The following is a 25,913-nucleotide window of genomic DNA, read 5'->3' as shown; positions in this document are numbered from 1 at the left end:
CTGGTAAAGCCGGATGCCCTCCCTATAATGGATCGGCATCCCTTTTACCGCAGATTACAGGAGTGATTTATGACTAAAGTTATCGCCACGGAAAACGCGCCAGCCGCGATTGGTCCTTATGTGCAGGCCGTCGATCTGGGCAATATGATCCTGACTTCTGGTCAGATCCCAGTCGATCCGAAAACCGGCAGCGTGCCGGATGCGATCGATGCCCAGGCGCGCCAGTCGCTGGAGAACGTGAAAGCGATCGTTGAAGCGGCAGGTTTGACCGTGGGCGACATCGTGAAAACCACCGTTTTCGTCAAAGATCTCAACGATTTCGCCACCGTTAACGCCACCTACGAAGCCTTTTTCACCGAGCATAACGCCTCCTTCCCGGCGCGCTCCTGTGTCGAAGTGGCTCGTCTGCCGAAAGATGTGAAAATCGAAATCGAAGCCATCGCCGTTCGTCGTTAATGCCTTCAGCCGCCATCAGCCCCCTTGCCTGATGGCGGCTTCGCCTTATCAGGCCTACAAAACCCATGTAACTGAAACGGCGTAGGCCGGATAAGCAAAGCGCCATCCGGCAAACAGCCCGCACATCGCCCTCCGGCGCAATGCCTGATGGCGGCTTCGCCTTATCAGGCCTACGAAACTGCGCCTTATCAGGCATGGGAAGACCATGTTGCTGAAACGGCGTAGGCCGGATAAGCGCAGCGCCATCCGGCACTTATCCGCGTTACTGCCAGCCATAGCGGCGGTAAAAGATCCCCTTCACGCACTGGGTCAAAATCATATACCCCGCCAGAATCGCCACCAGCCACGGGAAATACCCGAGCGGCAGCGCCTGTAATTGCAGGTAACCCGCCAGCGGTGAGAAGGGCAGCGCAATGCCGACACAAATGCCCATCAGCGTCATCGCCACCAGCGGCCAGGCGGGGCGGCTCTGAATAAACGGCACGCGGCGAGTGCGGATCATATGCACAATCAGGGTTTGCGACAGCACGCCCACCACAAACCAGCCGGACTGGAACAGGGTTTGCGCCTCCACCGTATTCGCCTTAAACACCCACCACATCACGGCGAAGGTAATAATGTCGAAGATGGAGCTGATCGGCCCGAAAAAGACCATAAAACGCCCGAGATCCGCCGGGTTCCAGCGCTGCGGCTTGGCGATCTGCTCCTCGTCGACGTTATCAAACGGGATCGCCACCTGGGACACATCGTAAATCAGGTTCTGAATCAGCAAGTGCAGCGGCAGCATCGGCAAGAAGGGCAGAAACGCACTGGCCACCAGCACGCTAAAGACGTTCCCGAAGTTCGAGCTGGCGGTAATTTTGATGTACTTGAGCATATTGGCAAAGGTGCGACGCCCTTCGATTACCCCCTGCTCCAGCACCATCAGGCTCTTTTCCAGCAGGATAATATCTGCCGCTTCACGGGCGATATCGACCGCGCCATCCACCGAGATACCAATATCCGCCGCCCGCAGGGCTGGCGCATCGTTAATGCCGTCGCCCATAAAGCCCACCACGTGCCCTTCGCGTTTCAGCAGGCGCACAATGCGCTCTTTGTGCATCGGCGTCAGGCGGGCAAACAGCGTCACATGCTGCGCCACGTGCGCCAGCTCGTTGTCGCTCATGCGTTCGATTTCGCTGCCAATCAGCACATCGCCCACCGCTAAGCCCACTTCGTGACACACTTTGCCAGCGACCAGTTCGCTGTCGCCGGTAAGGATTTTGACGGTGATGCCGCTGGCTTTCAGCGCCTTTAACGCCGGGGCGGTGCTCTCTTTCGGCGGATCGAGAAACGCGATATAGCCTTCGAGGATCAGATCCGACTCATCAATCCGCTGATAGTCACCGCTGCGCGCAGGCAGATACTTAGTCGCCACCGCCACGACGCGCAATCCCTGGCGGTTAAGGGTGCTGGTGACGCGCTCAATGCGCCGCAGCATGCTGTTATCCAGCGGCACAATCTCACCGTTGTAGCGCACATGGCCGCAGACGCTGAGCATCTCGCTGAGCGCGCCTTTGCAAATCAGCTGATGGGCGTCCGCCTCCTGCGCCACCACCACCGACATGCGGCGGCGCTCGAAATCAAAGGGAATTTCATCCACTTTGCGCCACTGCGCGGCAAGCGTCTGCGCCATCTCCGCCTCGACGCTCTCCAGCACCGCGGTATCGAGCAGGTTTTTCAGCCCGGTCTGGTAGTGGCTGTTGAGCCACGCGCAGTGCAGCACCCGCTCGCTCACTCTGCCGCTGATATCGGTATGGTTCTCCAGCACGATTTTGTCCTGCGTCAGCGTGCCGGTTTTATCGGTGCAGAGAATATCCATCGCGCCAAAGTTCTGAATGGCGTCGAGGTGTTTCACAATCACTTTCTGTTTTGAGAGCTTCACCGCGCCGCGCGCCAGCGTCGAGGTAACAATCATCGGCAGCATCTCCGGCGTCAGCCCAACGGCGACGGAGAGGGCAAACAGCGCCGCCTCCCACCAGTCCCCTTTGGTAAAACCGTTGATCAGCAGCACGATGGGCGTCATCACCAGCATAAAGCGGATCAGCAGCAGGCTGACGCGGCCGATCCCCTTCTGGAAGGCGTTCGGTTCGCTCTCCTGCTCGCCGACCCGGCTGGCAAGTTGCCCAAACCAGGTCTGGCCGCCGGTAGCAATCACCAGCGCCTGCGCGGTGCCGCTCACCACGTTGGTGCCCATAAAACAGAGGGTGTCGCACTCCAGCGGGTTGCTCTGCGCCACCTGGCGGGTGATGGCGCTCTTCTCAACCGGCAGTGATTCCCCGGTCAGCGACGCCTGGGCGACAAAGAGATCCCGCGCCTGCACGATGCGCAGATCCGCCGGGATCATATCCCCGGCGGAGAGCTTGACGATATCGCCCGGCACCAGTTGATCGATCGGCAGCTCGCACCAGTCGCTCTCGCCGGTATCACTCACCACGCGCCGCACCGTCGCGGTGTTGGTGACCATCGCTTTTAACGCATCCGCCGCTTTGGTCGAGCGCGCTTCCTGTAACCAGTTCAACAAGGTGGAGATCGCCACCATCAGCGCGATCACCCCTGCGCCAAAGAGATCTTCCGAGGCATAGGAGATGATGCCGAGCACGGTGAGTAGCAGGTTGAACGGGTTGCGGTAGCAGAGCCAGAGATGCACCCACCACGGCGACGGTTTCTGCGCCGGGATCAGGTTCTCGCCGTGGATCTCCCGCGCCAGACGCACCTCCTGCGCGTTTAACCCCTCCGGGTGGCTGTTAAAGGTTTCCCACAGCTGCGGCTGCTCCATCAGCGCCGTTTGCAGGCAGCGTTCACTCATTGAGGGCGGGATCTCGCCCTGGGTGGCGCTACGCACGCCGGGAAGCGGATCGCGCGCCACCAGGCGGCGCGGTAAGTGGCGATTCAGGCGAGCGAAAAGCTGCCAGGTAAATGTTTTCAGCATAGCGATGTCCTTGCCCCCGCATCACGCGGGTGCGTTAACTACAGGCGCGACAATGCCGCACCAGCAGGTGTCAATAACTTGGGCAGGGACGATAGGGCGTCGCTGCCTTACGCATCCGGTAAGGCAGCAAATGCGGGCTTACCGGAAGGGTCTTCTCCATCGGGGATGAGGGGTGGGATCGGGATCCATAGCGCCTCCGGTAAGGGTTAAAAGGGAATGATTACGCAGCGGTATCATATACCCCGAAATGTAAACCGAACGTATACGACCACCACTCGCGGCGCCCAGGGATAAACCAGACTTTACTCATTGTTGTTATTTGCTCTGAAGTGCAACACTTTCTGACTCTGCCAACCCCTATCGCCAGTATCAGGAGTGCTGCATGCCAAACCGGCTGACCATTAATGACATCGCGCGTTTAAGCGGCGTGGGAAAATCGACCGTCTCGCGCGTGCTGAACAATGAAAATGGCGTCAGCCAGCAGACGCGCGAACGGGTGGCGGCGGTGGTGAATCAGCATGGCTTCTCCCCTTCCCGCTCCGCACGCGCCATGCGCGGGCAGAGTGACAAAGTGGTGGCGATTATCGTGACGCGGCTCGACTCCCGCGCCGAAAACCTGGCGGTACAAACCATGCTCCCGGCCTTTTATGAGCAGGGCTACGACCCGATCATGATGGAGAGCCGCTTTCAGCCGGAGCTGGTGGCGGAGCATTTGCAGATGCTGAGCCAGCGTAATATCGACGGCGTGGTGCTGTTCGGTTTTACCGGCATCACGCCCTGCCTGCTTGCCGCCTGGCGCGACTCGCTGGTGGTGATGGCGCGCGACGTCAGCGGCTTTTCCTCCGTCAGTTATGACGATGAGGGCGCTATTGAACTGCTGATGGCGAAGCTCTATGCCGAGGGCCACCGGCAGATCGCTTTTATTGGCGTCCCGCACAGCGATATCACCACCGGTAAGCGTCGCCACCAGGCTTATGAGACCTTTTGCCGCCAGCACAATCTGACGCCGCGCGCGGTGCTGCCCGGCCTGGGTATGCAGCCGGGTTACGATCATGTGGCTCAGGTGCTGACACCCGAGACCACGGCGCTGCTCTGCGCCAGCGACAGCCTGGCCCTGGGTGCCAGCAAATATCTGCAGGAGCGGCGCATCACGCTTCAGCTTGCCAGCGTCGGCAACACATCCCTTATCAATTTTCTCCACCCGGAGATCCTTACCGTTGATCCGGGTTACGCCGAAGCTGGTCGTCAGGCGGCGGCGCAGCTGATCGCCCAGGTGACCGACGTTGACGCCCCCCACCAGCACGTCATTCCTGCCCGTCTGGTTTAACTTTTGCACGCTTTTTTGATGCATTTTTAATCATCATAAAAGCGTGAAATTTTATATCTCCCCTGAATGCCCCGCCCGCTGTAGCGTCAGATTTTTACTTTGTCCTGAGTCAAAAAAGACGTAAACATCTTTGATGCAAATCACTATATATAGAAATTAGAATGCCACCCGGCCCTACATGTTGTAGTTCTTGACTATTATACGAACAAACCTACCGCCCGGAATGCACGTCATTCTGTGGATAATCGGGGCCAGAACGGGACGAACTTATTGGTTTTAATAATGAATAACCAACCGATGGGGCGTCTTTATCGTGTGGATAACCTGTTTTGCAGAAGGGAGTGATCATGACACCGCATGTGATGAAACGAGATGGCTGTAAAGTGCCTTTCAGCTCGGCGCGGATCCAGGAGGCAATCTGGCGCGCCGCAACCGCAGCGGGAGTCGATGACGCAGACTATTGCGCCACCGTCGCAGCAGTTATCAGTAGCCAGATGGAGGATCGCGCGCAGGTCGATATCAGCGAAATCCAGACCGCCGTTGAAAACCAGCTGATGTCCGGCCCCTACAAGCAGCTGGCGCGCGCCTATATTGAGTACCGTCACGACCGCGACATCGCCCGCGAAAAGCGTGGCCGCCTGAACCAGGAGATCCGCGGCCTGGTGGAGCAGACCAACTCGGCGCTGCTTAACGAGAACGCCAACAAAGACAGTAAAGTGATCCCGACTCAGCGCGACCTGCTGGCGGGGATTGTCGCTAAGCACTACGCCCGCCAGCACCTGCTGCCGCGCGATGTGGTGCAGGCCCATGAGCGCGGCGAGATTCACTACCACGATCTCGACTACTCCCCCTTCTTCCCGATGTTCAACTGCATGTTGATCGACCTGAAAGGGATGCTGACTCACGGCTTTAAGATGGGCAATGCGGAGATTGAACCGCCGAAATCGATCTCCACCGCCACGGCGGTGACCGCGCAGATTATCGCCCAGGTCGCCAGCCATATTTATGGCGGCACCACCATCAACCGCATTGATGAAGTGCTGGCACCGTTTGTTACTGAGAGTTTTGAAAAGCATCGCAAAGTGGCAAACGAGTGGCAGATTGCCGACGCCGACGCCTACGCCCGCTCGCGCACCGAGAAGGAGTGCTACGACGCGTTTCAGTCGCTGGAGTATGAAGTCAACACGCTGCATACCGCCAACGGTCAGACGCCGTTTGTCACCTTCGGCTTTGGCCTCGGCACCAGTTGGGAATCGCGCCTGATCCAGCAATCGATTCTGCGTAACCGTATCGCAGGCTTAGGTAAAAACCGCAAAACTGCGGTGTTCCCGAAACTGGTGTTTGCCATTCGCGACGGGCTAAACCACAAGTTCAGCGATCCAAATTACGACATCAAACAGCTGGCGCTGGAGTGCGCGAGCAAACGCATGTACCCGGACATTCTCAACTATGACCAGGTAGTGAAAGTGACCGGCTCGTTTAAAACCCCGATGGGCTGCCGCAGTTTCCTCGGCGTGTATGAAGAGAACGGTGAGCAGATCCACGACGGGCGCAACAACCTTGGCGTTATCAGCCTTAACCTGCCGCGCATCGCGCTGGAAGCGAAAGGGGATGAAGCCGCTTTCTGGAAGCTGCTGGATAGCCGCTTAGCGCTGGCGCGCAAAGCGCTGATGACCCGTATCGCCCGCCTTGAAGGGGTGAAAGCGCGTGTAGCACCGATCCTCTATATGGAGGGGGCGTGCGGCGTGCGTCTGCAAGCGGATGACGATATTGCGCCGATTTTCAAAAATGGCCGCGCGTCGATCTCACTGGGCTATATCGGCATTCATGAGACCATCAATGCCCTTTCCGGCAATAAACATATCTACGACAGCGAAACCCTACGTGCGAAAGGCGTGGCGATTGTTGAGCGCCTGCGCCAGGCGGTGGATCAGTGGAAAGAGGAGACCGGCTACGGTTTCAGCCTCTACAGCACGCCGAGCGAAAACCTCTGCGACCGCTTCTGCCGTATCGATACCGCCGATTTTGGCGTGGTCGATGGCGTGACCGATAAAGGGTATTACACCAACAGCTTCCACCTCGACGTGGAGAAGAAGGTGAACCCGTACGACAAAATCGACTTCGAAGCGCCCTATCCGCCGTTAGCCAGCGGCGGGTTTATCTGTTACGGCGAGTACCCGAACATTCAGCACAACCTGCGCGCGCTGGAGGATGTGTGGGATTACAGCTATCAGCATGTGCCCTATTACGGCACCAATACGCCGATTGATGAGTGTTATGAGTGCGGTTTTACCGGCGAGTTTGCCTGCACCAGTAAGGGCTTTACCTGCCCGAAATGCGGTAACCATGATGCCTCTCGCGTATCGGTCACCCGCCGCGTGTGCGGTTATCTCGGCAGCCCGGACGCGCGCCCGTTCAACGCTGGCAAGCAGGAAGAGGTAAAACGCCGCGTGAAACACCTTGGCAATGGGCAGATGGGTTAAGCCCGGAGACGTGCCCGATGGCGCTCCGCTTATCGGGCCTACGGTTGTTTTGCAAAACGACTCTGAAGCGATTTCGCAACACAGTTATGGCGTCAAGCAGGAAGCGATTTCGCAAAGCAATTGGCGTCATAACAAGGCGGCAAACGAAGGAATCCCGGGAGCTTACATAAGTAAGTGACCCGGGTGAGTGAGAGCAGCCAACACAGTTATGGCGGCAAGTGGGAAGCGATTTCGCAAAGCAATTGACGTCATAACAAGGCGGCAACCGAAGGAATCCCGGGAGCTTACATAAGTAAGTGACCCGGGTGAGTGAGAGCAGCCAACACAGTTATGGCGTCAAGTGGGAAGCGAAAATGAAGTACCATCAGTATTACCCTGTCGATATCGTGAATGGTCCCGGTACCCGCTGCACCCTGTTCGTCTCCGGCTGCGTGCATGAGTGCCCGGGCTGCTACAACAAAAGCACCTGGCGGCTGAACTCCGGCCTGCCGTTCACGCAGGAGATGGAGGATCGGATCATCGCCGATCTCAACGACACGCGTATTAAGCGCCAGGGGATCTCGCTTTCCGGCGGCGATCCGCTGCATCCGCAAAACGTGCCCGATATTTTGAAGCTGGTAAAACGCATCCGCGCAGAGTGCCCCGGCAAAGATATCTGGGTGTGGACCGGGTATAAAATCGATGAGCTGAACGCCGCGCAGCAGGAGGTTGTGGATCTGATCAATGTGCTGATCGACGGGAAATTTATGCAGGATCTGAAAGACCCGATGCTGATCTGGCGCGGCAGCAGCAATCAGGTGGTGCACCATTTGCGGTGATGGGGTTATTTCCTGAGTCAGGCTGTATTAAACGTTACGCAGTCATTAGATAAATTAACCCGCACATAATGAGTGCGGGCTTATTTTATTTATGCCGAGTCTGAATAATGTCTAATTTATCGCCCTTCTCTATCACACGGAAAGTTGAGACATAGGCTTTCCTTGTCGCTTTTTTATTCTCACTATCTGCACTTCTGTTTACTTCAATCTGGGTGAGGTACTCCTGACCTGATTTGAATTTAAATTCATCAGGCTGGATACAAAAAAGCCCAGATTTTGCTTGTTTGGAAGAGGGATAGATGAACTGTTCCGATGGCTTTTCGAGGTTGTAAGTTATTGCCGATACCACCGCCTCATCACTCTGTAGAGGTAAAGACAAGCATATATCGTTATTGTTTACGTGAGCAGAGACGGGAGTCTCTTTCGTATACCGACGATCGAGGTTATCCCCCAATGTACAACCACTCACAACAACGATTAAAACTATAGCGAGTTTATTTAAGCTGTTCATTTATAGCCCCCGGAAAACATCATAAACACCACCTTTCTTATCAACCCAATTTAAAACCCGCAGTTACGCGGTAAAAAATTAATGAGCTAAAACTAAGCTTGCGGTGCCAATGTAAAATATTTAGCGCCGTAAATTCTAACAAAATGAAAGAGTCATATATCTGTGTTTCCGCTTTTAATACGGCTTAGCGGGTAGAACATCCCCACATAACCGCTCTCAAAACCGGCTGACGCAGGCCATTGCCACGCGTTGAAAGGTGTCGAAATCGGCGCAGGCGCAGAGCCTCGCGGTGGCGCGTTCGCGCAGGAAGGTGACAAAAATATCGTAGATTGCCATCGCCTCTTCATACTCGCTTTTGCTGATCGCCAGTAAAAAGATAACGTGCGCCGTCTCATCGCCCCAGGCGATGCCCTGCGGGGCCAGCACGGTGTAAACCACGGTTTTCTTTGCCAGCAGGCCAAGGGCGTGCGGCAGCGCGATGCCTTCCCCGAGCAGGGTGCTGACAATCGCTTCGCGCTCCACCACCGAATCGAGGAACTCGCCATCGACAAAGCCCTCCTGCTGCAGCTCGGCGCAGAGAGTGCGGAACAGGGTTTGCTGATCCATCGCCTCATCGATAATGCGAAAGTGGGCGGCGTCGAAATACTTCTTCAGCATCCACGGGCGGGTGCGATCCACCAGCACCAGTTTGCCAATCTGCTCCAGCTGGTAGTCGCTGGGGAACGGCGCGATGATCACCACCGGTTTATCTTTTTCGCTGATGCGCGCGGTAGAGATAACAAAATCTTCCGCCAGCGTGTCGCACTGCTCGTAGTCGCGCAGCGTCACGGTGCGGGTAATGACGATTTGCGGATATTTGCGTGCCAGCACCGCTTCAATCATCCGCACCATCGCATTCCCGGCATCGCACACCAGCAGCACGCGCGGCTGGCGCTGGTAGCCAACGTTGTAGTGCCGCTCCAGCCCGACGCCGATATGCAGCACCAGAAAACCGATCTCATTTTCGCTGATGGTATAGGGCGTATATTTCCCCCAGCTCGACACTGCCGCCAGCGTCATATCCCACGCCATCGGGTAGTGCTGTTTTATGTTATCCAGCAAGGGGTTAGGGATCATAATCTGGTAGCGCACGCGGGTGATCATGGTTTTGATATGGGTCAGCAGGTCGGCATGCAGCTGCGCATCGCCCTGCAGGTTGTAGTTATAGTGGGTGTTGATATAGCCGAGGATGTAGTTCACCAGCGTTTCGTCATCATCGGCGCTGATGGCGCTGGGTGCCGGATCCTGCACCCGCCGGGCGGCGATATGCACCCGCAGCCAGTGCTCTTCCGCCTCCGCCAGCGGTTTGCCCGCCAGTTGCTGCAACGCACTGGCGATATCCCGCGCGGCGTGATGCACCTGCTCATCACCATCGTCGGCGGTGAACTCCGAGAGCGGAAACCCTTCGCTGATACGCCGCACGGCGACGGCGCAGTAGAGCTGGATAAAGCGATCGCCCTCATCGGTAAGGCGAATATGGTAGCGGCTAAAGCAGTCGTGCAGAAACGGTGCCAGCGCCTCCGGCACCCCCGCATTAAGCGCATCTTCGGTAATCAGCGGGTTATGAGCATTGTGCTGCGCCAGTTCCCACAGCAGGTCGGTGAGGCAGGCGCGCAGCGCCATCTCGCTGCCGAAGAGCTTCATACCGTGGCGCGGGCGGGTCTCCAGCGTCAGGCGGTAGCGGGAGAACCACTCACGAACCTCGGTCATATCGTTTTGCAGCGTGGCGCGGCTGACAAACCACTCGTCAGCCAGATCCTCAAGCTTGAGCGAAAAGGCCGAGGTGAGAAAGCGCACCACCAGATAGTGGACCCGCTCCGGCCCGGTGCGCGGAATGCGCAGCGCGCGCGGACGCGTTGCCTGGAGGGCGTGATAAAGCGCGGCATCAAGCACCTTCAACTGGTAACCGCTGCCGCGGCTCAAAATAAACTGCGCGCCATGGTTCTCCAGCAACGCATTGAGCGCAGTGATATCAGCGCGGACGGTACGCGTGGAGACCGACAGCCGCTGCGCCAGCTCATCCTGCGGCAGCGTCTCGTTCTGCAGCAGGCTGAAGAGTTGCGCTAAACGTTGGTTCGGAAATCGCACGTCGTTACCTCATGGTTAAAAGTGGCGTAAGGCGTTGAAGCCTATGCAGATAATCAAAGCGCAGCCGCCATCCGGCGATGGCCTTACACCAGCGCTTTAGTCATCATGAGCAGTTGGCGGACATCCGCCAGGCGGGTCTCGCCACTCACCTTATCAATAATTGAACTATAAATGTGCGGAATGATTTTGCTGACGCCTGCTGCCAGTGCGATCTCCAGGATCTCGCTGAAATTCTCCAGATCGATGCCGCCGGTCGGCTCCAGCCAGAAGTCGTGTCGCGCGCAGGCTTCGGCTACGGCTTTGTACTCCTCGCGGCATTGCAGCCCGCCCATCGGGAAATATTTGATTGAGCTGCCACCCATATCTTTCAGCAGGGCAATCGCCGTTTCCACCGGCACAATCGCATCGGCGGCCTGGCTGCTAAGCGGCCCGGTGGAGATTTTCACCTGCCCTGGCGTGCCGGTAGGTGACACCAGACCATTAACTACCGTCTCGTTCTGCCCGAGCAGCGCGCGGCTGGTGCCTACGCCGGTAAAGACCTGGTTCACATGCTGCGGCTGCACTTCGCGGGAGATGGCGCTGACCATCGCCGACTGGTTCGGATCGCCAGCACCAAGGCCAACGGAGAGCGCATTATCGATCCTCAGCGCGTACTGGCGCATATCGGCCACCGCTGAGTCGATATCGGGGTAGTTTTTTGACAGCACGCCGACCAGCACATGCCCTTCCGCCGCTTCATAGATGGCGCTGGCGTTATCAATGCTGCCTGCCAGCACGTTCAGACATACGCGGTCGTGGTAAAAGTTGGGGGTCAGTTTCATGGACGTGGCTCCTTATTCAGTTCCTCGGCGATGCGTTGCGCGATGATGATCAGTTGCTCAGGGCTGACGCTGCGCACATCGGCTTCGATAATCCCTTCATTGGCTTTGTAGCCGCGAAAATAGATGGCGTACTCCCCCTGTTTGAGGGCCTCGACCAGCTCACCGGTAGCAATGCCGGTGACGGCTTCATCAAATTTGATTTCACTGCGGGCGATGTCGCGCCCGGCGCTGTCCCACACCACGCGGGCGCTGACGCCATTAAGGCTATTAAGCTGTTCAATAAAGGGGGTCATTTTGGCGACCATCTCCGCCCCGCTCTCCTTTTTCGCGCTGAGGTAGTGCTCGATGGCGCAGGTGAGGCCAAGAATACCCTCTTTGCCCACCTTCATCGCGCGGCCAATGCCCGCCGTCTGGCGTTTCACCCACTCGACATACTGCGTTTTGCCAATCACCAGCCCGCTGGTTGGCCCTTCAATCGCCTTCGCGCCGCTGTAGATCACCAGATCGGCCCCGGCACGGTAGTAGCACTGCAAATCCTCTTCGGCAGCGGCATCGACAATCAGCGGCAGGTTATGTTTACGCGCTACCACGGCGGCCTGCTCGACGCTGAGCATGCTCTTCTGCACACAGTGGTGAGACTTGATAAAGAGGATCGCCGCAGTGCGTGGGGAGATCGCCGCCGCCAGCTGATCGGCGGAGCATTCGTTGGCGTAACCGGCTTCAACCACTTTGCCGCCGCCAAGCGCCACCATCGTGCCGACCGGCGCACCGTAGTTGACGTTGTGCCCGCGCGGCAAAACAATCTCACTGTTTTCGATCTTTGTGCTGTGCAGGTTCTCCAGCAGCCAGTCGCTCTCTTTCACCAGCACGGCGGCAACGGCTTGCGCCAGCCCGGCCGAGGCGCAGGAGACGACGGTCGCGCCTTCAACATCCAGCAGCTTCGCGATGTAATCGCCGGTTTTATTCACCAGGTCTTTCATTTCAAAGTAGTGGTTCATGCCCTGCAACGCCGCCTCAACCACTTCCGGGCGCGGGGTCGAGACGCCGAGCGCCGTCATGCGCCCGGAGGCGTTAATTACCTGTTTTAACTGGTACTTCTCATAAATCGAAGACATGCTCTGCCCTCCCTTGTTCGGTCAGATAGCCCCGGCCCGCGCGAATGGCGGCCAGCGGCGTAAGTAACTGGTCGGCCTGCAAGGCGCTGTTCTCTGCATCGGTGAACAGCACCGGCTGGCGGCGAAGATCGAAAATTGTCAGATCGGCATCAAAGCCAACCGCAAGCCGCCCCTTTTTCGCCAGGCGCAGGCCGTCGGCGGCGTGGTCGGTCACGCAGGCGATCACCTGCGGCAGCGCGAGGCCGATGGCGAGAAATTTGGACATCACGTTCGCCAGCGATCGCACCGGGCCATCGATGCGGTTGCGGCAGTAGATATCGGAACTGATGGTGTGCGGCAAAATACCGAGGCCGATGGCCTGCTTCGCCACCGCAAAGCTGAAGCTGGCGCTGCCGTGGCCGACATCGAGGCGCACGCCGCGCGTAATGGCGCGGGTCACCGCAGCGCGCAGTTCGCCGCCCGGCGTCAGAATGCGGTTCGGCTTGCCGTTGTAGCAGTGGGTGATGATGTCCCCGGTGCTCAGCAGGTCGGCAATCTCATCGAGGTTCGGCGGGTTGTTGCCGATATGCACCATCAGCGGCAGATCGCCATTCTCCTGCTGCATCGCCTTCGCGCGCTCCAGCGGCGTGATGCCGTTGTCACCAACCACGCTGCTGCTCATGCGTGCCTTCAGGCCAACAACAAAGTCGGGGTGGCGCTGCACGGCGTCGCGCACGGCGCTGGCATCAATATTGTCGAGGTTCGCCAGCTCATTCTGCGCAATCAGCCCGACGCGGGAGATATTAAGCAGGGCGTAAACGTCGGTCGTGGCCTGGCGGGTGATGGCGTAGAAGTCATCAATATCATCCGCGCCGGTGCTGCCAGCATCGATAACCGTGGTGACGCCGGTTTCAATCCCGACGCTGTCCGGCTGGTCATAGTAAATTGGCGAGTTGGGGTAGCAGTGGACATGGGAGTCGATCCAGCCAGCGCTGACATAGTGTTTGCCCGCCAGATCGACGGTTTTCACCGCCGGGCCGCTAATTTCGCCAAGTGCGGCGATTTTCCCGTCGCTGAGGGCAATATCCGTTACCGTATCGTCCACCAGACGCGCCCGGCGCAGGAGTAAATCAAACATATCTCTCTCCAGAAGTGACGGGTGCCGCAGCACCCGTATCGATCAGAGTGCGACCGGGAAGATCGCGCCCAGCAACATCGCGCCGAGGATAGCGCCGCCGGTAATCGGCTTTTGCCAGAGGTAAAAGAGCAGCGCGCCCACCAGCGAGCCAATGCCAATCGGAATCGAGGCGGTCATGGCGCTTAAGATAATCAGCGGGCCAAGAAAACGGCCGGAGGCGTTACCCGCACCCATCATTACGTCTGCGCCGTAGGTGGAGTCGCTCTGATTAATGGTGAATTTACGCGCCAGAATGATCAGGTAACCAATCGCCAGGCCAATCACCAGCCCGGTGGCCAGCGAGGCAACAAAGTTGGCAACCGGGAAGACAAAGCCCGCGCCGAGCAGCAGCGCCGGGACGCCAAGCCCAACGCCAGTCTGGATCGCGCCGCCGATATCGAGAATACCGACCAGCGACCCTTCGATAATGCGCGCAAACAGGAAGCTGGCACCGAAGGCAGCGACCGCGCCGTAAACGCCGGTATCCATGCCTGCACGCAGCATCGAGACAAACGCCACTTCGTTAAACGCGCCGATGCCGTAGAGGTAGTACATGTGCGTTCCGGCAAAGACGCCGGAGGAGAGCAGGCCAACGAAGATCGGGAATGACCAGTCGGCGTACCAGAAGCCTTTATTCTCTTCCATTGCAGATCCTTATTTGCCGCTCAGCGAGTTGTGGATGAGCTCCAGCCAGTTCGGCGCGCTCAGGTGGAATGACTCAATCATTTTCAGATCGAAGCCGCGGAAGAAGGCGCTCAGCACAAACAGGGCGACAATGGCGCTCATCATCACTTTGGTGACGCGGTTCCAGCCGCTCTCTTCCACCCCTTTACCAATCAGGATGCCGAGCACCAGGCCCGGTACGGCGTTGCCCATAATCAGCTGCGCTGCGCCGCCGAACACCGTCGCCCAGAAGCCTGATTTTTTGCCCGCGTCGATTGCCGCCAGCCAGAAGATCACCGGCATGATGGTGTTGACCAGCAGGTTAGCGGCGGGTACCAGCACTTTGACGGCGGTGACTTGCAGCGCTGCCGGAACGGAGGAAGCCGTAAGGTTAAGAAAGGTGACGACCGCCATGCCGATCAAACCACAGGCAATCGCCATCTTTTTCGGATTGTGCAGGGTTTCGCCGACGTTGCGGTTTTTGACCATCAGCGCCGCCGCGCCCCAGTTCGGAATGATGCGGTGATCAACGTCCTGGGTAAACGAACCCGCCGCTACTGATGAAGCCCAGGCGTTAAAGAAGAAGCCCAGGCCAAAGGAGAAGTGCGACGCCGGATCCCCTTCGCAGGAGTTCAGCTCGCCCAGTGTACGAAATGCGCCCATTCCCTGAGTGGTTGGCGCGTGAAACATGCGTGCAGCCCCGGCGCCCACACCGACGCCGACCAGGCCGCCGATAATGAGCGATTTTATTAGTATGAGTAAGAACATCAGTCTGCCCTCTTCTACCCTGCCAGCGATGCCTGCGGGGTATGCGGTAAGTTAGTGCGTGACGAACTCCACCTTATCGAGATTGATGGCGGTCACGTTGACGGTCACGTCCAGCTCCACACTGTACGAGCGTCTTTCGCGACGCAGAAAGAGGAACAGAAAGGCCTCTTTGCGCGTCTTTTCCTGCGCCTGAACGACCTGCACATCCTGTGGCTCAATACGCAGTAAAATGTGCGGCGACGCCTTCATCACCGCGGCCTGAACATGGTTCAGCGCGTCAGCAAAGGCGCGCGTTTTGGCGTCGCCCTTGCCCTTCACCCTGACCGTGGTGGTGAACTGTTCTTTCATGGTTATGCGCCGTGTTTTTTCTGCCACGCCTGCACCAGGCGCTCGCCTAACTCTTCTTTATCCATAAAGCCGAAACCGAGTACTTTGCACCCTTCGTTGATGGCGGTGACGCCCTCGTCGATGGAGCGCATGCCGTGTTTCGCTTTATAGCCATATTTGTTCTGCGCGGTGATGGCGCCTGCGCCACCGCTGCCGCAGAAGGAGATGCCGAAGGTGGCGTTTTCCGCGTTCATCACATCGCCAAGTTTCATATCCGCCGCCACGCCCGGTACCACTACCGCGCGGCCGCCCGCTTTCTCGACGCCTGCCGCAACTTTCTGCCCTTTGCCCAGGCGGTCGCCAATCACTACGGTAATCTGTTCCATGGTTTGCTCCTTAAAGGTTCTCTTTTGCCACTTCGAAGTGCACTGACAGCAGCCAGGCCTCTTCTTGCGGGAGATTGCCAAACGCCGCCACCACGTCGTGGGCGAGGCGCATCGATTCAGGCGAGATCTCATCAAACAGGCTGGCATCCACTTCCGGCAGCGGCTCGCCGGTCACCGACCGGTGCGCCATCGCGCGAAGATGGGAGGTCAGCATTTGCTGCTGCACCGCATTCGGCGTGATGTTCTGCGCATGAAGCAAGGTGTAGACCTGCGACAGCATGCGCTCCGCCAGGGTTGCCGTTTGCGCCGCCTGCATGGTCGCATCGTTCATTACCGCTCCGTTATTCACTCGTCGTACCCCGTTGATGGCTCAGGGATAAAGCTAACGGCGCGAAGGCAGAGTTTGTAGCGAGGAGTTTTCCACTTCGAAGTGGAAACCGGGAGGGCGTTAGTGATCTGCGCCACAAAAAAAGAGCACGGGGGGATTTTTCACTGAACGGCGGTCACAACGTTGGGCGATGAGAGCGGGATTTCATGCCCGATGGAGCAGAAAAAAAGGGGCACGCGAGTAGAGAAAGTGTGAGGGGGATAAGGTTTGCTTATTGGGGGTTACGGAACCGCTGAAACCGCGTAGGCCGGATAAGGCGCAGCCGCCATCCGGCAATGGGCTTACCACGGTGGAATGGTTCCGTTCACCACGCGTTCGGGAGTTTCATTAATCTCTTATGCGGTGAACGGGATAAGGGGAGCGGCCGCGCTCCCCTTATCAATCCCCGCGGCCCCGCGAGGAAATCGGTGCTTCGCACTGCGCTCACCTCCCACGTGCCTGACTGCGGCCGGCTCGACTCGACATCCTGTCTCGGTTCGCCTCTGTCCGCCATCCATGGCGTCCAGACCTTGTCATTCACGCTTCGGTTCGCCGATTTCAGCGGGGACACAACCCCTCGCTGTGAGATCTTGGGTAAAAGCAATATCGGTGTGGCTGTAGGTATGTAGGTACGGTTTGGTAGGCCGGATAAGCGTGTAACGCGCCATCCGGCAATTGTGCCGCGGAGATCATGCCGGATGGCGGCTGCGCCTTATCCGGCCTACAACGGCGCGTCACGTATGCTGGAAAACGGCATAAAAAAAGAGCCGCGACGGTGAGGTGGCGGCTCTTTCCTGATGGAATTCGGTTAGCGGAATTTCTGATGATAGGTATTGCGGGTACCGGCAATATCCTTCGCTGCCGCCTTCGCCTCTTTCACTTTACCTTCGTTCGCCAGCTTCATCGCGCCGTCGATCTGGGCAATCAAAATATCAAAACCGTGGCGGAAATCCTTCATCTCCGGGCTGTCCGGCGCTTTGCCTTCCAGCTTCGGCGGGGTCTCTTTCTGGGCGTCCTGCGCGGCGGTGCGCATTTTCCCTAACGCCTCTTTCAACTCAGAAGCATCGTCGGTTTTCTGCACCACTTTGTAGTTGTCATTCAGCGTTTCCATATCATCTTCAAGGTCAGCGGCAAAGACCGCTGAACCCACAAACAACGACGACACCGCGAGGATCGCTAACAGGTTTTTACGCATTGCTCATTTCCTTTTTTATTATCACGCTTAAAGGCGCAGAACGCCGCGCCACGAATTATTGTCCGGCGATCTTCATCTCCGGCAGCAACACTGAACCACACTGGATGTTACTGCGCTGTTCAATATCGTCACCGACGGTAACAATATTGCGCCACATATCCTTCAGGTTGCCGGCAATGGTAATTTCGCTTACTGGGTACTGAATTTCACCGTTTTCAACCCAGAAACCAGACGCGCCTCGCGAATAATCCCCGGTGATGCCGCTCACGCCCTGGCCCATCAGCTCGGTGACCACCAGACCGGTGCCCATCTCTTTCAGCATCTGCTCAAAGCTCAGGCCGCGCCCGGCAATGCGCCAGTTGTGAATGCCGCCCGCGTGACCGGTGCTCTTCAGTCCCAGCTTGCGCGCTGCGTAGCTGGTCAGCAGCCACTGCATCAGCACGCCCTCTTTGACGATATCGCGGCGCTCGGTGCGCACGCCTTCGCTGTCGAACGGCGTGGAGGCCAACCCTTTACGCAGGTGCGGGTGCTCTTCAATGGTTAACCACTCCGGCAGGATCTGCTTGCCGAGGTAATCGAGTAAAAAGGTCGATTTACGGTAGACCGCGCCGCCAGCAATGGCGCCGACCAGGTGACCAAACAGCCCGGTCGCCACTTCATTAGCGAAAATCACCGGCGCTTTCATGGTCGACAGTTTACGCGGCGAGAGGCGCGACAGCGTGCGGCGGGCGCACTCTTCACCCACCCACTCCGGCGTTTTTAACTCGTTGATATCACGGCTAATGGTGTAGGCGTAATCGCGCTCCATATCGCCATTCGCTTCGGCAATCACGCTGCTCGACAGCGAGTGGCGGCTGGAGCAGTAGCTCTGCAACATGCCATGGCTGTTGCCGAAGACTTTAATGCCGTAGTGGCTGTTGAAGCTGCCGCCTTCGGTGTTGCTGATGCGTTTGTCCGCTTTCAGCGCCGCCTGCTCGGCGCGCGCCGCCCACTCAATTGCTTCATCGGGGGTCACTTCCGCCGGGTGGAAAAGATCGAGATCCGGCGCGTCAAAGGCCAGCAGTTCTTTTTCTGCCACGCCAGCGAACGGGTCTGGCGAGGTGTAGCGGGCAATATCAAGCGCCGCCTGCACCGTGCGGGCAATCGCCTCCGGGCTCAGATCCGTCGACGAGGCGCTGCCTTTGCGGTTCTGGTGATAAACGGTGATGCCTAAAGCACCATCGCTGTTAAATTCGACATTCTCCACTTCACCATAGCGGGTGCTGACGCCGATACCGGTGGTTTTGCTGACCGCCACTTCCGCGCCATCCGAACGGCCTGAAGCCAGATCAAGCGCGGTTGCGACCGCTTCTTCCAGAACTTTGCGCTGTTGTGCCACTTGTGTGATTACTTTCATCGCCAATGCCATAATTAAGGGAGAGAATCTTTGAAGTCTAACAGAGAACCGTTTTTCAGTGCGCGCCTTAACTGGTAACATTAGCCTCTTTTTTAAGGAGCCTGAGATGACAAAGCAGCCCGACGACTGGCTCGACGACGTGCCCGGTAACGAGAGTGAAGACGAAGATGATGAGATCATCTGGGTCAGTAAGAGTGAAATTAAGCGCGATGCTGAAGAGTTAAAGCAGCTTGGCGCTGAAATGGTAGAGCTGGGAAAAAACGCGCTGGATAAGATCCCGCTCGACCAGGATCTGCGCGACGCCATTGAGCTGGCGCAGCGCATCAAGAAAGAGGGCCGCCGCCGTCAGTTGCAGTTGATCGGTAAAATGCTGCGTCAGCGCGATGTCGAGCCGATTCGCCAGGCGCTGGATAAGCTGAAAAACCGCCATAACCAGCAGGTTGCCTTCTTCCATAAGCTTGAGCACCTGCGCGATCGCCTGATTGAAGAGGGTGATGACGCGGTGCCGGACGTGCTGAATCTGTGGCCGAATGCTGACCGTCAGCAACTGCGCTCGCTGATCCGCAACGCCAAGAAAGAGAAAGAGAGCAACAAGCCGCCAAAAACCGCGCGTTTGATCTTTCAGTATCTGCGTGAGCTCGCAGAGAGCAGCGAAGAGAGCTAAACCGCACAGAACCCTCTTTAACCGAAGAGGGTTTTTTTATTCCTTTTTAGCTGAAACGTTAAAGCTAAAAGCACGCCACTTCACATATTCATACCCTCCATTATTTTCATTTCATCAATAAACGAGATCAATATCTCCCTTTCTGTCTCTGCCCGACGCTCATTTTCAGCAGATGAAACGGATCACATTTTCCTGGCGGCGCAAAACGTAGATTCCTGCTGTAACGCAGGTAATCGATTCAGCTAAAAAGGAAAATAAGATGAAAAAGACCGTGATGCTCTCCGCTGTTGCGCTGCTGGTGTCCGCGCCGGTGATGGCAAAAACCTGGGTGCTGACAAGTGCTGAAGGCAACATCGAGCAGGGAAACTGGCGTATCACCAGCGATCAGCTGAACATTAAAGATCAGCAGTTCAGCATTGAGCAGGTGGTGCTGCACGGCGGCAAGCAGGAGGGGAGCAAAGTCATCAAACTGACCAGCAAAAACGGCCTGACCATTGCCCTTAGCCCAACGCGCGGCATGAATTTGCTCTACGCCGATGGTTTTGGTGTGCATATGGGCTGGAGTTCGCCGGTGAAAGAAGTGGTAAATCCGGCGTTTATCAACCTGGAGAGCCGCAACGGGCTTGGCTGGCTGGAAGGGTTCAACGAAATGGTGGTGCGCTGCGGCTATGAGTGGACGGGTCACCCGGTTACCGCTGACGGGCAGCTTTACACCCTGCATGGTAAAGCGGGCAACACGCCTGCATCGCAGGTTTCCGTCGATGTCAGCGAAAAAGCGCCGTATGAGATCCGCATTCGCGGGCTGGTGAAAGAGAGCACCTTCAAGAAAGCCGATCTGCAAACCGAGATGGAGCTGCGCTACATTCCGGGCAGCAACAGCTTCAGCCTGCATGATGTGCTGACCAACCACGCCGACTACCCGCATGATTACCAGATCATCTATCACAGCAACTTCAGCAAACCGATCCTCGAAGAGGGCGCGCGCTTTATCACGCCGCTGGAGAGCGTCAGCCCGTTCAATGACTACGCCAAAGGCGGCATGAAAACGTGGCAAACCTATGCCGGGCCGACCAAAGGCTTCGACGAAATGGTCTTTAATATCAAACCGCTGGCCGATGCGAACAAGCAGACCGTCGCCGCGCTGCTGAATAAAGCGGGCGATAAAGGCGTGGCGATTGACTACAACACCGATCAGCTGCCAGTGCTGACGCTGTGGAAAAACACCGATACCGAAAAACAGGGTTACGTCACCGGTATCGAGCCGGGCACCAGCTACGCCTACCCGGTCACCATCGAGCGCGAGCAGAAACGCGTTAAGCAACTTCAGGCAGGCCAGAGCACCCGCTTCGACCTCACTTATACCCTGCTGCACAACCGCGATCAGGTGGCGAAAGTTGAAGAGCGCGTGAAAACCATTCAGGGCGACAAAGCACCGCAATCCATTGATACGCCGATGGCGAAAGAGTAACGCCAGGCATAAAAAAAACCGCGCCGGTCGCCCGTGCGCGGTTTTTTTACGCGTTAGCTATCAGGCTTTTTCAGCCGCGAGCTGCGCTTTTTTCTCCAGCTTATCGAGCAGCTTCTGGTGAATGCCGCCAAAGCCGCCGTTGCTCATCACCAGAATGTGATCGCCCGGCTGGGCGCTTTTCACAATCTGATCCGCCAGCGTATCGACATCCGCGCTCCAGTGCGCAGGCTGGATACAGGCCTCCGCCACTTCCGCAACCTGCCAGGGAATATGCTGCGGTTGCAGGAGGAAGACCTCATCGGCGCGGCCCAGCGACGGCGCGAGATCGTCTTTGCACAGCCCCATCTTCATGGTGTTGGAGCGCGGCTCCAGCACGGCGATGATCTTCGCCGTGCCGCCCACTTTGCCGCGCAGCGCGGCGAGTGTGGCGAGGATTGCCGTCGGGTGGTGCGCAAAATCGTCATACACGCAGACGCCGTGCGCTTCACCGCGCAGCTCAAGGCGGCGGCGGGCGTTGATAAACGAGCCAAGCGCGTTGGCGGCATCCGCAGGCGTAACGCCAACATGACGCGCGGCGGCTATCGCCATCAGGCCGTTATGCATGTTGTGCTCGCCCACCAGGCCCCAGTTGACCTGGCCGACGCATTCGCCATCCAGCCACACTTCCCAGTTTGAAGCATCGGTGGTCAGCTTCTTCGCCTGCCAGTGGCCCTGATCGCCCACCAGCTCCTGCTCGCTCCAGCAGCCCATCGCCATCGTCTGTTTCAGGTTGATGTCGTTTTCCGGCCAGATGATTTTCCCCTGCCCCGGCACGATGCGCACCAGGTGGTGGAACTGCTTCTGGATCGCTTTCAGATCGTCAAAAATGTCCGCGTGATCGAACTCAAGGTTGTTGAGGATCAGCGTGCGCGGGCAGTAATGGACGAATTTGGAGCGCTTATCGAAGAAGGCACAGTCGTATTCGTCAGCTTCGATAACGAAAAAATCGCTCTCGCCGAGGCGCGCGGAAACATCGAAATTGCCCGGCACGCCGCCGATGACAAAACCGGGTTTATAGCCGCAGGCTTCGAGGATCCAGGTCGCCATCCCGGCGGTGGTGGTCTTGCCGTGCGTACCGGCAACCGCCACAACCCAGCGGTCGCGCAGCACAAAATCATGCAGCCATTGCGGGCCGGACATAAACGGAATGTTCTTCTCCAGCACCGCTTCGACACACGGATTTCCGCGGGTCATCGCATTGCCGATGATAACCAAATCCGGCGCGGGATCGAGCTGGCTTGCATCATATCCCTGAATTAAATCAATGCCTTGCTTCTCAAGCAGCGTGCTCATCGGCGGATAGACATTGGCATCCGAACCCGTTACCTGGTGGCCCAGCGAGCGCGCCAGCATTGCCAGCCCGCCCATGAAAGTGCCACAAATCCCCAAAATATGAATGCGCATACGTCATTATCCTTGCTTAACCTGGCGCACATTTTACGCATATGTTTAACGTCTGAGAAATGCATTTCAGGATAATCCGTACCCCGCTGGCGCGATTCACCTGTGCGCGAAGTTTTGAATGTTTGTTAGTATTGTTGCATGTCCGCTGCGTTTTCGTTTGCGAAAGCTCGGGTTGTTACCGTTTCGTTGGTTAACGGCCCTGAACTTCTCCGCCAAACATGCAGAAAACCGCAGGCTACAATCGCTTTACTCCATATTCAAAAATGCAGGGAAAGTGTTATGAAAACGTTAGGTGAATTTATTGTCGAAAAGCAGCATGAGTTCTCGCATGCCACGGGTGAACTGACTGCTTTACTGTCGGCGATAAAACTGGGCGCCAAGATCATTCATCGCGATATCAATAAGGCCGGTCTGGTCGATATCCTGGGTGCCAGCGGTGCTGAGAACGTACAGGGCGAAGTGCAGCAAAAACTCGACCTGTTTGCGAACGAGAAACTGAAATCCGCGCTGCGCGCCCGCGACATCGTCGCCGGTATCGCCTCTGAAGAAGAAGATGAGATCGTCGTTTTCGAAGGGTGCGAACACGCTAAATACGTGGTGCTGATGGATCCGCTGGATGGCTCCTCCAACATCGACGTTAACGTCTCTGTTGGCACCATCTTCTCTATCTACCGCCGCGTTACGCCTGTTGGTACGCCGGTCACCGAAGAGGATTTCCTGCAGCCGGGCAACAAACAGGTTGCTGCCGGTTATGTGGTTTACGGCTCGTCGACAATGCTGGTCTACACCACCGGCTGCGGCGTTCACGCCTTCACCTACGATCCGTCACTTGGCGTCTTCTGTCTCTCCCAGGAGCGCATGCGCTTCCCGGAACGCGGCAACACCTACTCGATTAACGAAGGGAACTACATCAAATTCCCGCAGGGCGTGAAGAAGTACCTCAAGTTCTGCCAGGAAGAGGATAAAGCGACCCACCGCCCTTACACCTCGCGCTACATCGGTTCACTGGTGGCGGATTTCCACCGTAACCTGCTGAAAGGCGGCATCTACCTCTACCCGAGCACCGCCAGCCACCCGCAAGGGAAACTGCGCCTGCTGTATGAGTGCAACCCGATGGCCTTCCTCGCGGAACAGGCCGGCGGCAAAGCGAGCGACGGAAAAGAGCGTATTCTTGATATCCAGCCAGAGAGCCTGCACCAGCGCCGTCCGTTCTTCGTCGGCAATGAGCATATGGTGGATGATGTTGAGCGTTATATGCGTGAGTACCCGGACGCATAACACGTTGTGATGGCCGGAGGGCGCGATGGCCCTCCGGCAAATATTTACTTCACAAAGGTACGCTTCACGCGTTCGGACACGATGAAGTAAGGGATCCAGATACAGGCGCTCAGCACATTGCGCACCAGCGGTTTCACCGTCTCAAAGACATAAGGCACATCCAGATAGTGGTGCCCCAACAGCAGATCGACGGCGACAAAGGCCGTACCCACCCCCACCAGTACAATGTAATGCCGCGGCAGCTGACGCTTTTTACGGAAAAAGAGGCTGCTGACAAACAGCGCATAGGCAAACATGCCGACAAACGACGCCAGCTCGAAAAAGAGGATCCCTTTCTGCCCCGAGCCAATCAGTGCGAAGTTCTCCATTAAAAAGCGCAGCGTAAAGTTAATGGATATCAGGTTGACGATGATCGACGCAACCAACCCCAGCGCCGGGAGATAGAGCCAGCCGCGGATCTTTTTAAATTCGCGCTCCTCGCAGATGGCACAATAGTCGCTGCCCTTCAGCGCCTCGCTATCACATTGAATACATACAGCCATGACACCTTACCTTTGATTATGCTTGCGTCTGCAAACGGAACGACGCCATCGCTTCAAGCAGCTCTCGTGATTGCTGCTCCAGCGAGCGCGTCGCCGCAGACGATTGTTGTACCAGCGCCGCATTCTGCTGCGCCGTTTCATCCATCTGACTTACTGCAATATTAACCTGCTCAATACCGCGACTCTGCTCTTGCGAGGCGTTAGCAATTTCGCGCATCAATTTAGTCATGCGCAACACCTCTTCGGCGATCTCATCCATCGTTTCACCGGCCTGCATCGCCAGTTCGCTGCCTTCGGAGACCTGCGCCTGCGAGCTGCTGATAAGCTGGCGGATCTCTTTTGCCGAATCGGCGCTGCGGCTGGCGAGGCTGCGTACTTCGCCCGCCACTACCGCAAAGCCTCTGCCCTGCTCACCCGCGCGCGCCGCTTCGACGGCGGCGTTGAGCGCCAGAATGTTGGTCTGGAAAGCAATGGCGTCGATCACGCTAAGAATATCGGCGATGCGATCGGAACTGCCAGCGATATCGCGCATTTTCTCAATCACATAGCAGACCATTTCGCTGCCGCGATCGGCGGTATCGGAAACCGCTTTCGCCAGCGTGTGCGCCTGCTCGGCGTTGTCGGCGTTAAGCTTCACCGTGGCGGTGATCTGCTCCATGCTGGCGGCGGTCTGCTCAAGTGAAGTGGCGGTGGATTCGGTGCGCTGCGAGAGGTCGAGGTTACCTGCCGCCAGTTCCCGGCTGCCGGTATCAATCTGCGAACTGGCATCGCGCACGCGCATCACGGAGCCGATCAGCGCATGGCGCATCTCCTCAATCGCCGCGTTCAGGCGGTTAAACTCTTTTCCCGTCACCTCGGTTTTCGCGGCAATCAGGTTGCCCGCCGCCACCTGTTCCAGTTGTTGAATCGAGGTGTCGAGGGGTTTAAGCAGCATATGGCGCAGCGCCAGCCAGGCAAGCACGATAATCCCGGCCACCAGCAGCGCGACCACAAAAATCAGCGACATAACAAAGCGCTTACTGCTCTGCACCGCCGCCACTTCGGTTTTACCGCGCGCTTCGCCCCACGCCTGGAAGGCCTGCATATCGTTATCGAACTGGCGGGAGACGGGGATCAGTTTGCTTTCGAGGAGTTCGTAATAGGCATCGGCGCTCTGTTGGTTGAGCGCGTCCTGCATCGGCTTAATGCCCTGGCTGACGTAATCGCCATAGCTTTTCGCCACCTTTGCCAGCAGCGCCGCGCCCTGCTCATCATCAACGCCCGCGCTGATAACGCCAGTTAGAGAGTGCTCACCGAGCGCGATTTCGTTATTAATCAGTTTTACGGAGTTGGCTGCATCATCCAGCAGGCCCACCTCCATCATACGCACCGCCTGGCCGGCTTCGTTGCGCGCGCGCAGAATCATGGTGTAGCCGCTGTTCAGGCGCGCCATCTTTTCGCCCTGAAGCTGGTTGATTCGCGCCAGCGAAGCGGAGCTCTTATTGAGCGCATAAATACCGATACCGCTGACCAGCAGCAGCAGAAGAGTCATAACAGCCAGCAGAGAAAGTAAGCCCGTACGGATCGAAAGCGTTTTAAGCATGATGTGGATTCCGGTAGCGAAGAACTTTTTGGCGTAAATTAAGCCCATT

Annotated in this window: 23 protein-coding genes; 7 read left to right on the top strand and 16 right to left on the bottom strand. The window is 57.4% G+C overall.

Going from position 1 to position 25,913, the window contains the following annotated elements; translation table 11 throughout:
* Nucleotides 1-69: 69 nt before the first annotated feature.
* A complete protein-coding gene (gene ridA / locus ABIC80_RS11340; RefSeq protein ID WP_023480382.1) occupies nt 70-456 on the top strand; it encodes a 2-iminobutanoate/2-iminopropanoate deaminase in 387 nt (128 codons plus the stop codon).
* A gap of 262 nt (nt 457-718) precedes the next feature.
* On the opposite strand, the gene mgtA is transcribed toward ridA, so the two are convergent.
* Nucleotides 719-3,427: a magnesium-translocating P-type ATPase gene (gene mgtA, locus ABIC80_RS11335; protein ID WP_429177150.1), complete on the bottom strand. Its 2,709-nt coding sequence runs from the start codon at nt 3,425-3,427 to the stop codon at nt 719-721.
* Between the two features lie 382 nt (nt 3,428-3,809).
* Between mgtA and treR the strand changes: the two genes are divergently transcribed.
* The 3 genes from treR (at nt 3,810) to nrdG (ending at nt 8,055) form a co-directional block, all read left to right on the top strand.
* Nucleotides 3,810-4,754 (top strand): trehalose operon repressor TreR, encoded by a 945-nt coding sequence (treR, locus tag ABIC80_RS11330; RefSeq protein ID WP_429177149.1) that lies wholly within the window; start codon nt 3,810-3,812, stop codon nt 4,752-4,754.
* A 347-nt stretch (nt 4,755-5,101) separates the two neighbouring features.
* Complete coding sequence (gene nrdD / locus ABIC80_RS11325) at nt 5,102-7,237, top strand: anaerobic ribonucleoside-triphosphate reductase (protein ID WP_429177147.1); 2,136 nt, start codon at nt 5,102-5,104, stop codon at nt 7,235-7,237.
* Nucleotides 7,238-7,590: 353 nt separating this feature from the next.
* Entirely contained in the window at nt 7,591-8,055 is a 465-nt protein-coding gene (gene nrdG, locus ABIC80_RS11320; RefSeq protein WP_305206976.1) for an anaerobic ribonucleoside-triphosphate reductase-activating protein, read from the top strand.
* 85 nt (nt 8,056-8,140) lie between these two features.
* On the opposite strand, the gene ABIC80_RS11315 is transcribed toward nrdG, so the two are convergent.
* The 12 genes from ABIC80_RS11315 to pmbA form a co-directional block, all read right to left on the bottom strand.
* Nucleotides 8,141-8,566, bottom strand: coding sequence for a putative T6SS immunity periplasmic lipoprotein (locus ABIC80_RS11315; RefSeq protein ID WP_242389738.1), 426 nt, complete (start codon nt 8,564-8,566; stop codon nt 8,141-8,143).
* A gap of 216 nt (nt 8,567-8,782) precedes the next feature.
* Nucleotides 8,783-10,693: a BglG family transcription antiterminator gene (locus ABIC80_RS11310; protein WP_346439953.1), complete on the bottom strand. Its 1,911-nt coding sequence runs from the start codon at nt 10,691-10,693 to the stop codon at nt 8,783-8,785.
* 83 nt (nt 10,694-10,776) lie between these two features.
* The gene (gene dagF / locus ABIC80_RS11305) at nt 10,777-11,514 is read right to left on the bottom strand and encodes a 2-dehydro-3-deoxy-phosphogluconate aldolase (protein ID WP_429177146.1); all 738 of its coding nucleotides are present in this window, start codon (nt 11,512-11,514) and stop codon (nt 10,777-10,779) included.
* Nucleotides 11,511-12,629: a DgaE family pyridoxal phosphate-dependent ammonia lyase gene (locus tag ABIC80_RS11300; RefSeq protein ID WP_429177144.1), complete on the bottom strand. Its 1,119-nt coding sequence runs from the start codon at nt 12,627-12,629 to the stop codon at nt 11,511-11,513. The genes dagF and ABIC80_RS11300 overlap by 4 nt, the downstream gene beginning before the upstream one ends.
* Nucleotides 12,613-13,746: an amidohydrolase/deacetylase family metallohydrolase gene (locus tag ABIC80_RS11295; RefSeq protein ID WP_429177142.1), complete on the bottom strand. Its 1,134-nt coding sequence runs from the start codon at nt 13,744-13,746 to the stop codon at nt 12,613-12,615. Before ABIC80_RS11295 ends, ABIC80_RS11300 begins: the two co-directional genes overlap by 17 nt.
* A gap of 42 nt (nt 13,747-13,788) precedes the next feature.
* Nucleotides 13,789-14,430 carry a DUF4310 family protein gene (locus tag ABIC80_RS11290; protein ID WP_023480214.1) on the bottom strand — a complete coding sequence of 214 codons (642 nt, stop codon included), beginning with the start codon at nt 14,428-14,430 and terminating at the stop codon, nt 13,789-13,791.
* A gap of 9 nt (nt 14,431-14,439) precedes the next feature.
* Nucleotides 14,440-15,216: a DUF4311 domain-containing protein gene (locus ABIC80_RS11285; protein WP_094419225.1), complete on the bottom strand. Its 777-nt coding sequence runs from the start codon at nt 15,214-15,216 to the stop codon at nt 14,440-14,442.
* A gap of 51 nt (nt 15,217-15,267) precedes the next feature.
* A complete protein-coding gene (locus tag ABIC80_RS11280) occupies nt 15,268-15,564 on the bottom strand; it encodes a DUF4312 family protein (RefSeq protein WP_429177140.1) in 297 nt (98 codons plus the stop codon).
* A gap of 2 nt (nt 15,565-15,566) precedes the next feature.
* Nucleotides 15,567-15,929: an SFCGS family glycine-rich protein gene (locus ABIC80_RS11275; protein ID WP_023480243.1), complete on the bottom strand. Its 363-nt coding sequence runs from the start codon at nt 15,927-15,929 to the stop codon at nt 15,567-15,569.
* Nucleotides 15,930-15,939: 10 nt separating this feature from the next.
* Nucleotides 15,940-16,278 carry a glycine dehydrogenase gene (locus ABIC80_RS11270; protein ID WP_071789532.1) on the bottom strand — a complete coding sequence of 113 codons (339 nt, stop codon included), beginning with the start codon at nt 16,276-16,278 and terminating at the stop codon, nt 15,940-15,942.
* 826 nt (nt 16,279-17,104) lie between these two features.
* Nucleotides 17,105-17,491, bottom strand: coding sequence for a cytochrome b562 (cybC, locus tag ABIC80_RS11265; RefSeq protein ID WP_023478426.1), 387 nt, complete (start codon nt 17,489-17,491; stop codon nt 17,105-17,107).
* A gap of 55 nt (nt 17,492-17,546) precedes the next feature.
* Nucleotides 17,547-18,899: a metalloprotease PmbA gene (gene pmbA, locus ABIC80_RS11260; RefSeq protein WP_042714065.1), complete on the bottom strand. Its 1,353-nt coding sequence runs from the start codon at nt 18,897-18,899 to the stop codon at nt 17,547-17,549.
* A 94-nt stretch (nt 18,900-18,993) separates the two neighbouring features.
* On the opposite strand from pmbA, the gene yjgA reads away from it, so the two are divergent.
* Entirely contained in the window at nt 18,994-19,551 is a 558-nt protein-coding gene (gene yjgA, locus ABIC80_RS11255) for a ribosome biogenesis factor YjgA (protein WP_023478484.1), read from the top strand.
* A gap of 259 nt (nt 19,552-19,810) precedes the next feature.
* The gene (locus ABIC80_RS11250; RefSeq protein WP_263753392.1) at nt 19,811-21,019 is read left to right on the top strand and encodes an aldose 1-epimerase family protein; all 1,209 of its coding nucleotides are present in this window, start codon (nt 19,811-19,813) and stop codon (nt 21,017-21,019) included.
* Between the two features lie 60 nt (nt 21,020-21,079).
* On the opposite strand, the gene mpl is transcribed toward ABIC80_RS11250, so the two are convergent.
* On the bottom strand, nt 21,080-22,462 hold the full coding sequence (gene mpl, locus ABIC80_RS11245; RefSeq protein ID WP_124970340.1) for a UDP-N-acetylmuramate:L-alanyl-gamma-D-glutamyl-meso-diaminopimelate ligase: 1,383 nt from the start codon (nt 22,460-22,462) through the stop codon (nt 21,080-21,082).
* A gap of 279 nt (nt 22,463-22,741) precedes the next feature.
* Between mpl and fbp the strand changes: the two genes are divergently transcribed.
* Nucleotides 22,742-23,740, top strand: coding sequence for a class 1 fructose-bisphosphatase (gene fbp, locus ABIC80_RS11240; protein WP_023478503.1), 999 nt, complete (start codon nt 22,742-22,744; stop codon nt 23,738-23,740).
* 44 nt (nt 23,741-23,784) lie between these two features.
* On the opposite strand, the gene ABIC80_RS11235 is transcribed toward fbp, so the two are convergent.
* Together ABIC80_RS11235 and ABIC80_RS11230 are read right to left on the bottom strand one after the other, a co-directional pair.
* A complete protein-coding gene (locus ABIC80_RS11235) occupies nt 23,785-24,282 on the bottom strand; it encodes a DUF2569 domain-containing protein (protein ID WP_094419219.1) in 498 nt (165 codons plus the stop codon).
* Nucleotides 24,283-24,298: 16 nt separating this feature from the next.
* Nucleotides 24,299-25,864 (bottom strand): methyl-accepting chemotaxis protein, encoded by a 1,566-nt coding sequence (locus ABIC80_RS11230; protein WP_305206984.1) that lies wholly within the window; start codon nt 25,862-25,864, stop codon nt 24,299-24,301.
* Between the last annotated feature and the right edge of the window lie 49 nt (nt 25,865-25,913).

The organism is Kosakonia sp. 1610 (assembly GCF_050435845.1).
Lineage (GTDB): Bacteria > Pseudomonadota > Gammaproteobacteria > Enterobacterales > Enterobacteriaceae > Kosakonia > Kosakonia cowanii.
Note: the sequence above shows the minus strand (reverse complement) of the source record. Positions and strands in the feature narration are given on the sequence as shown.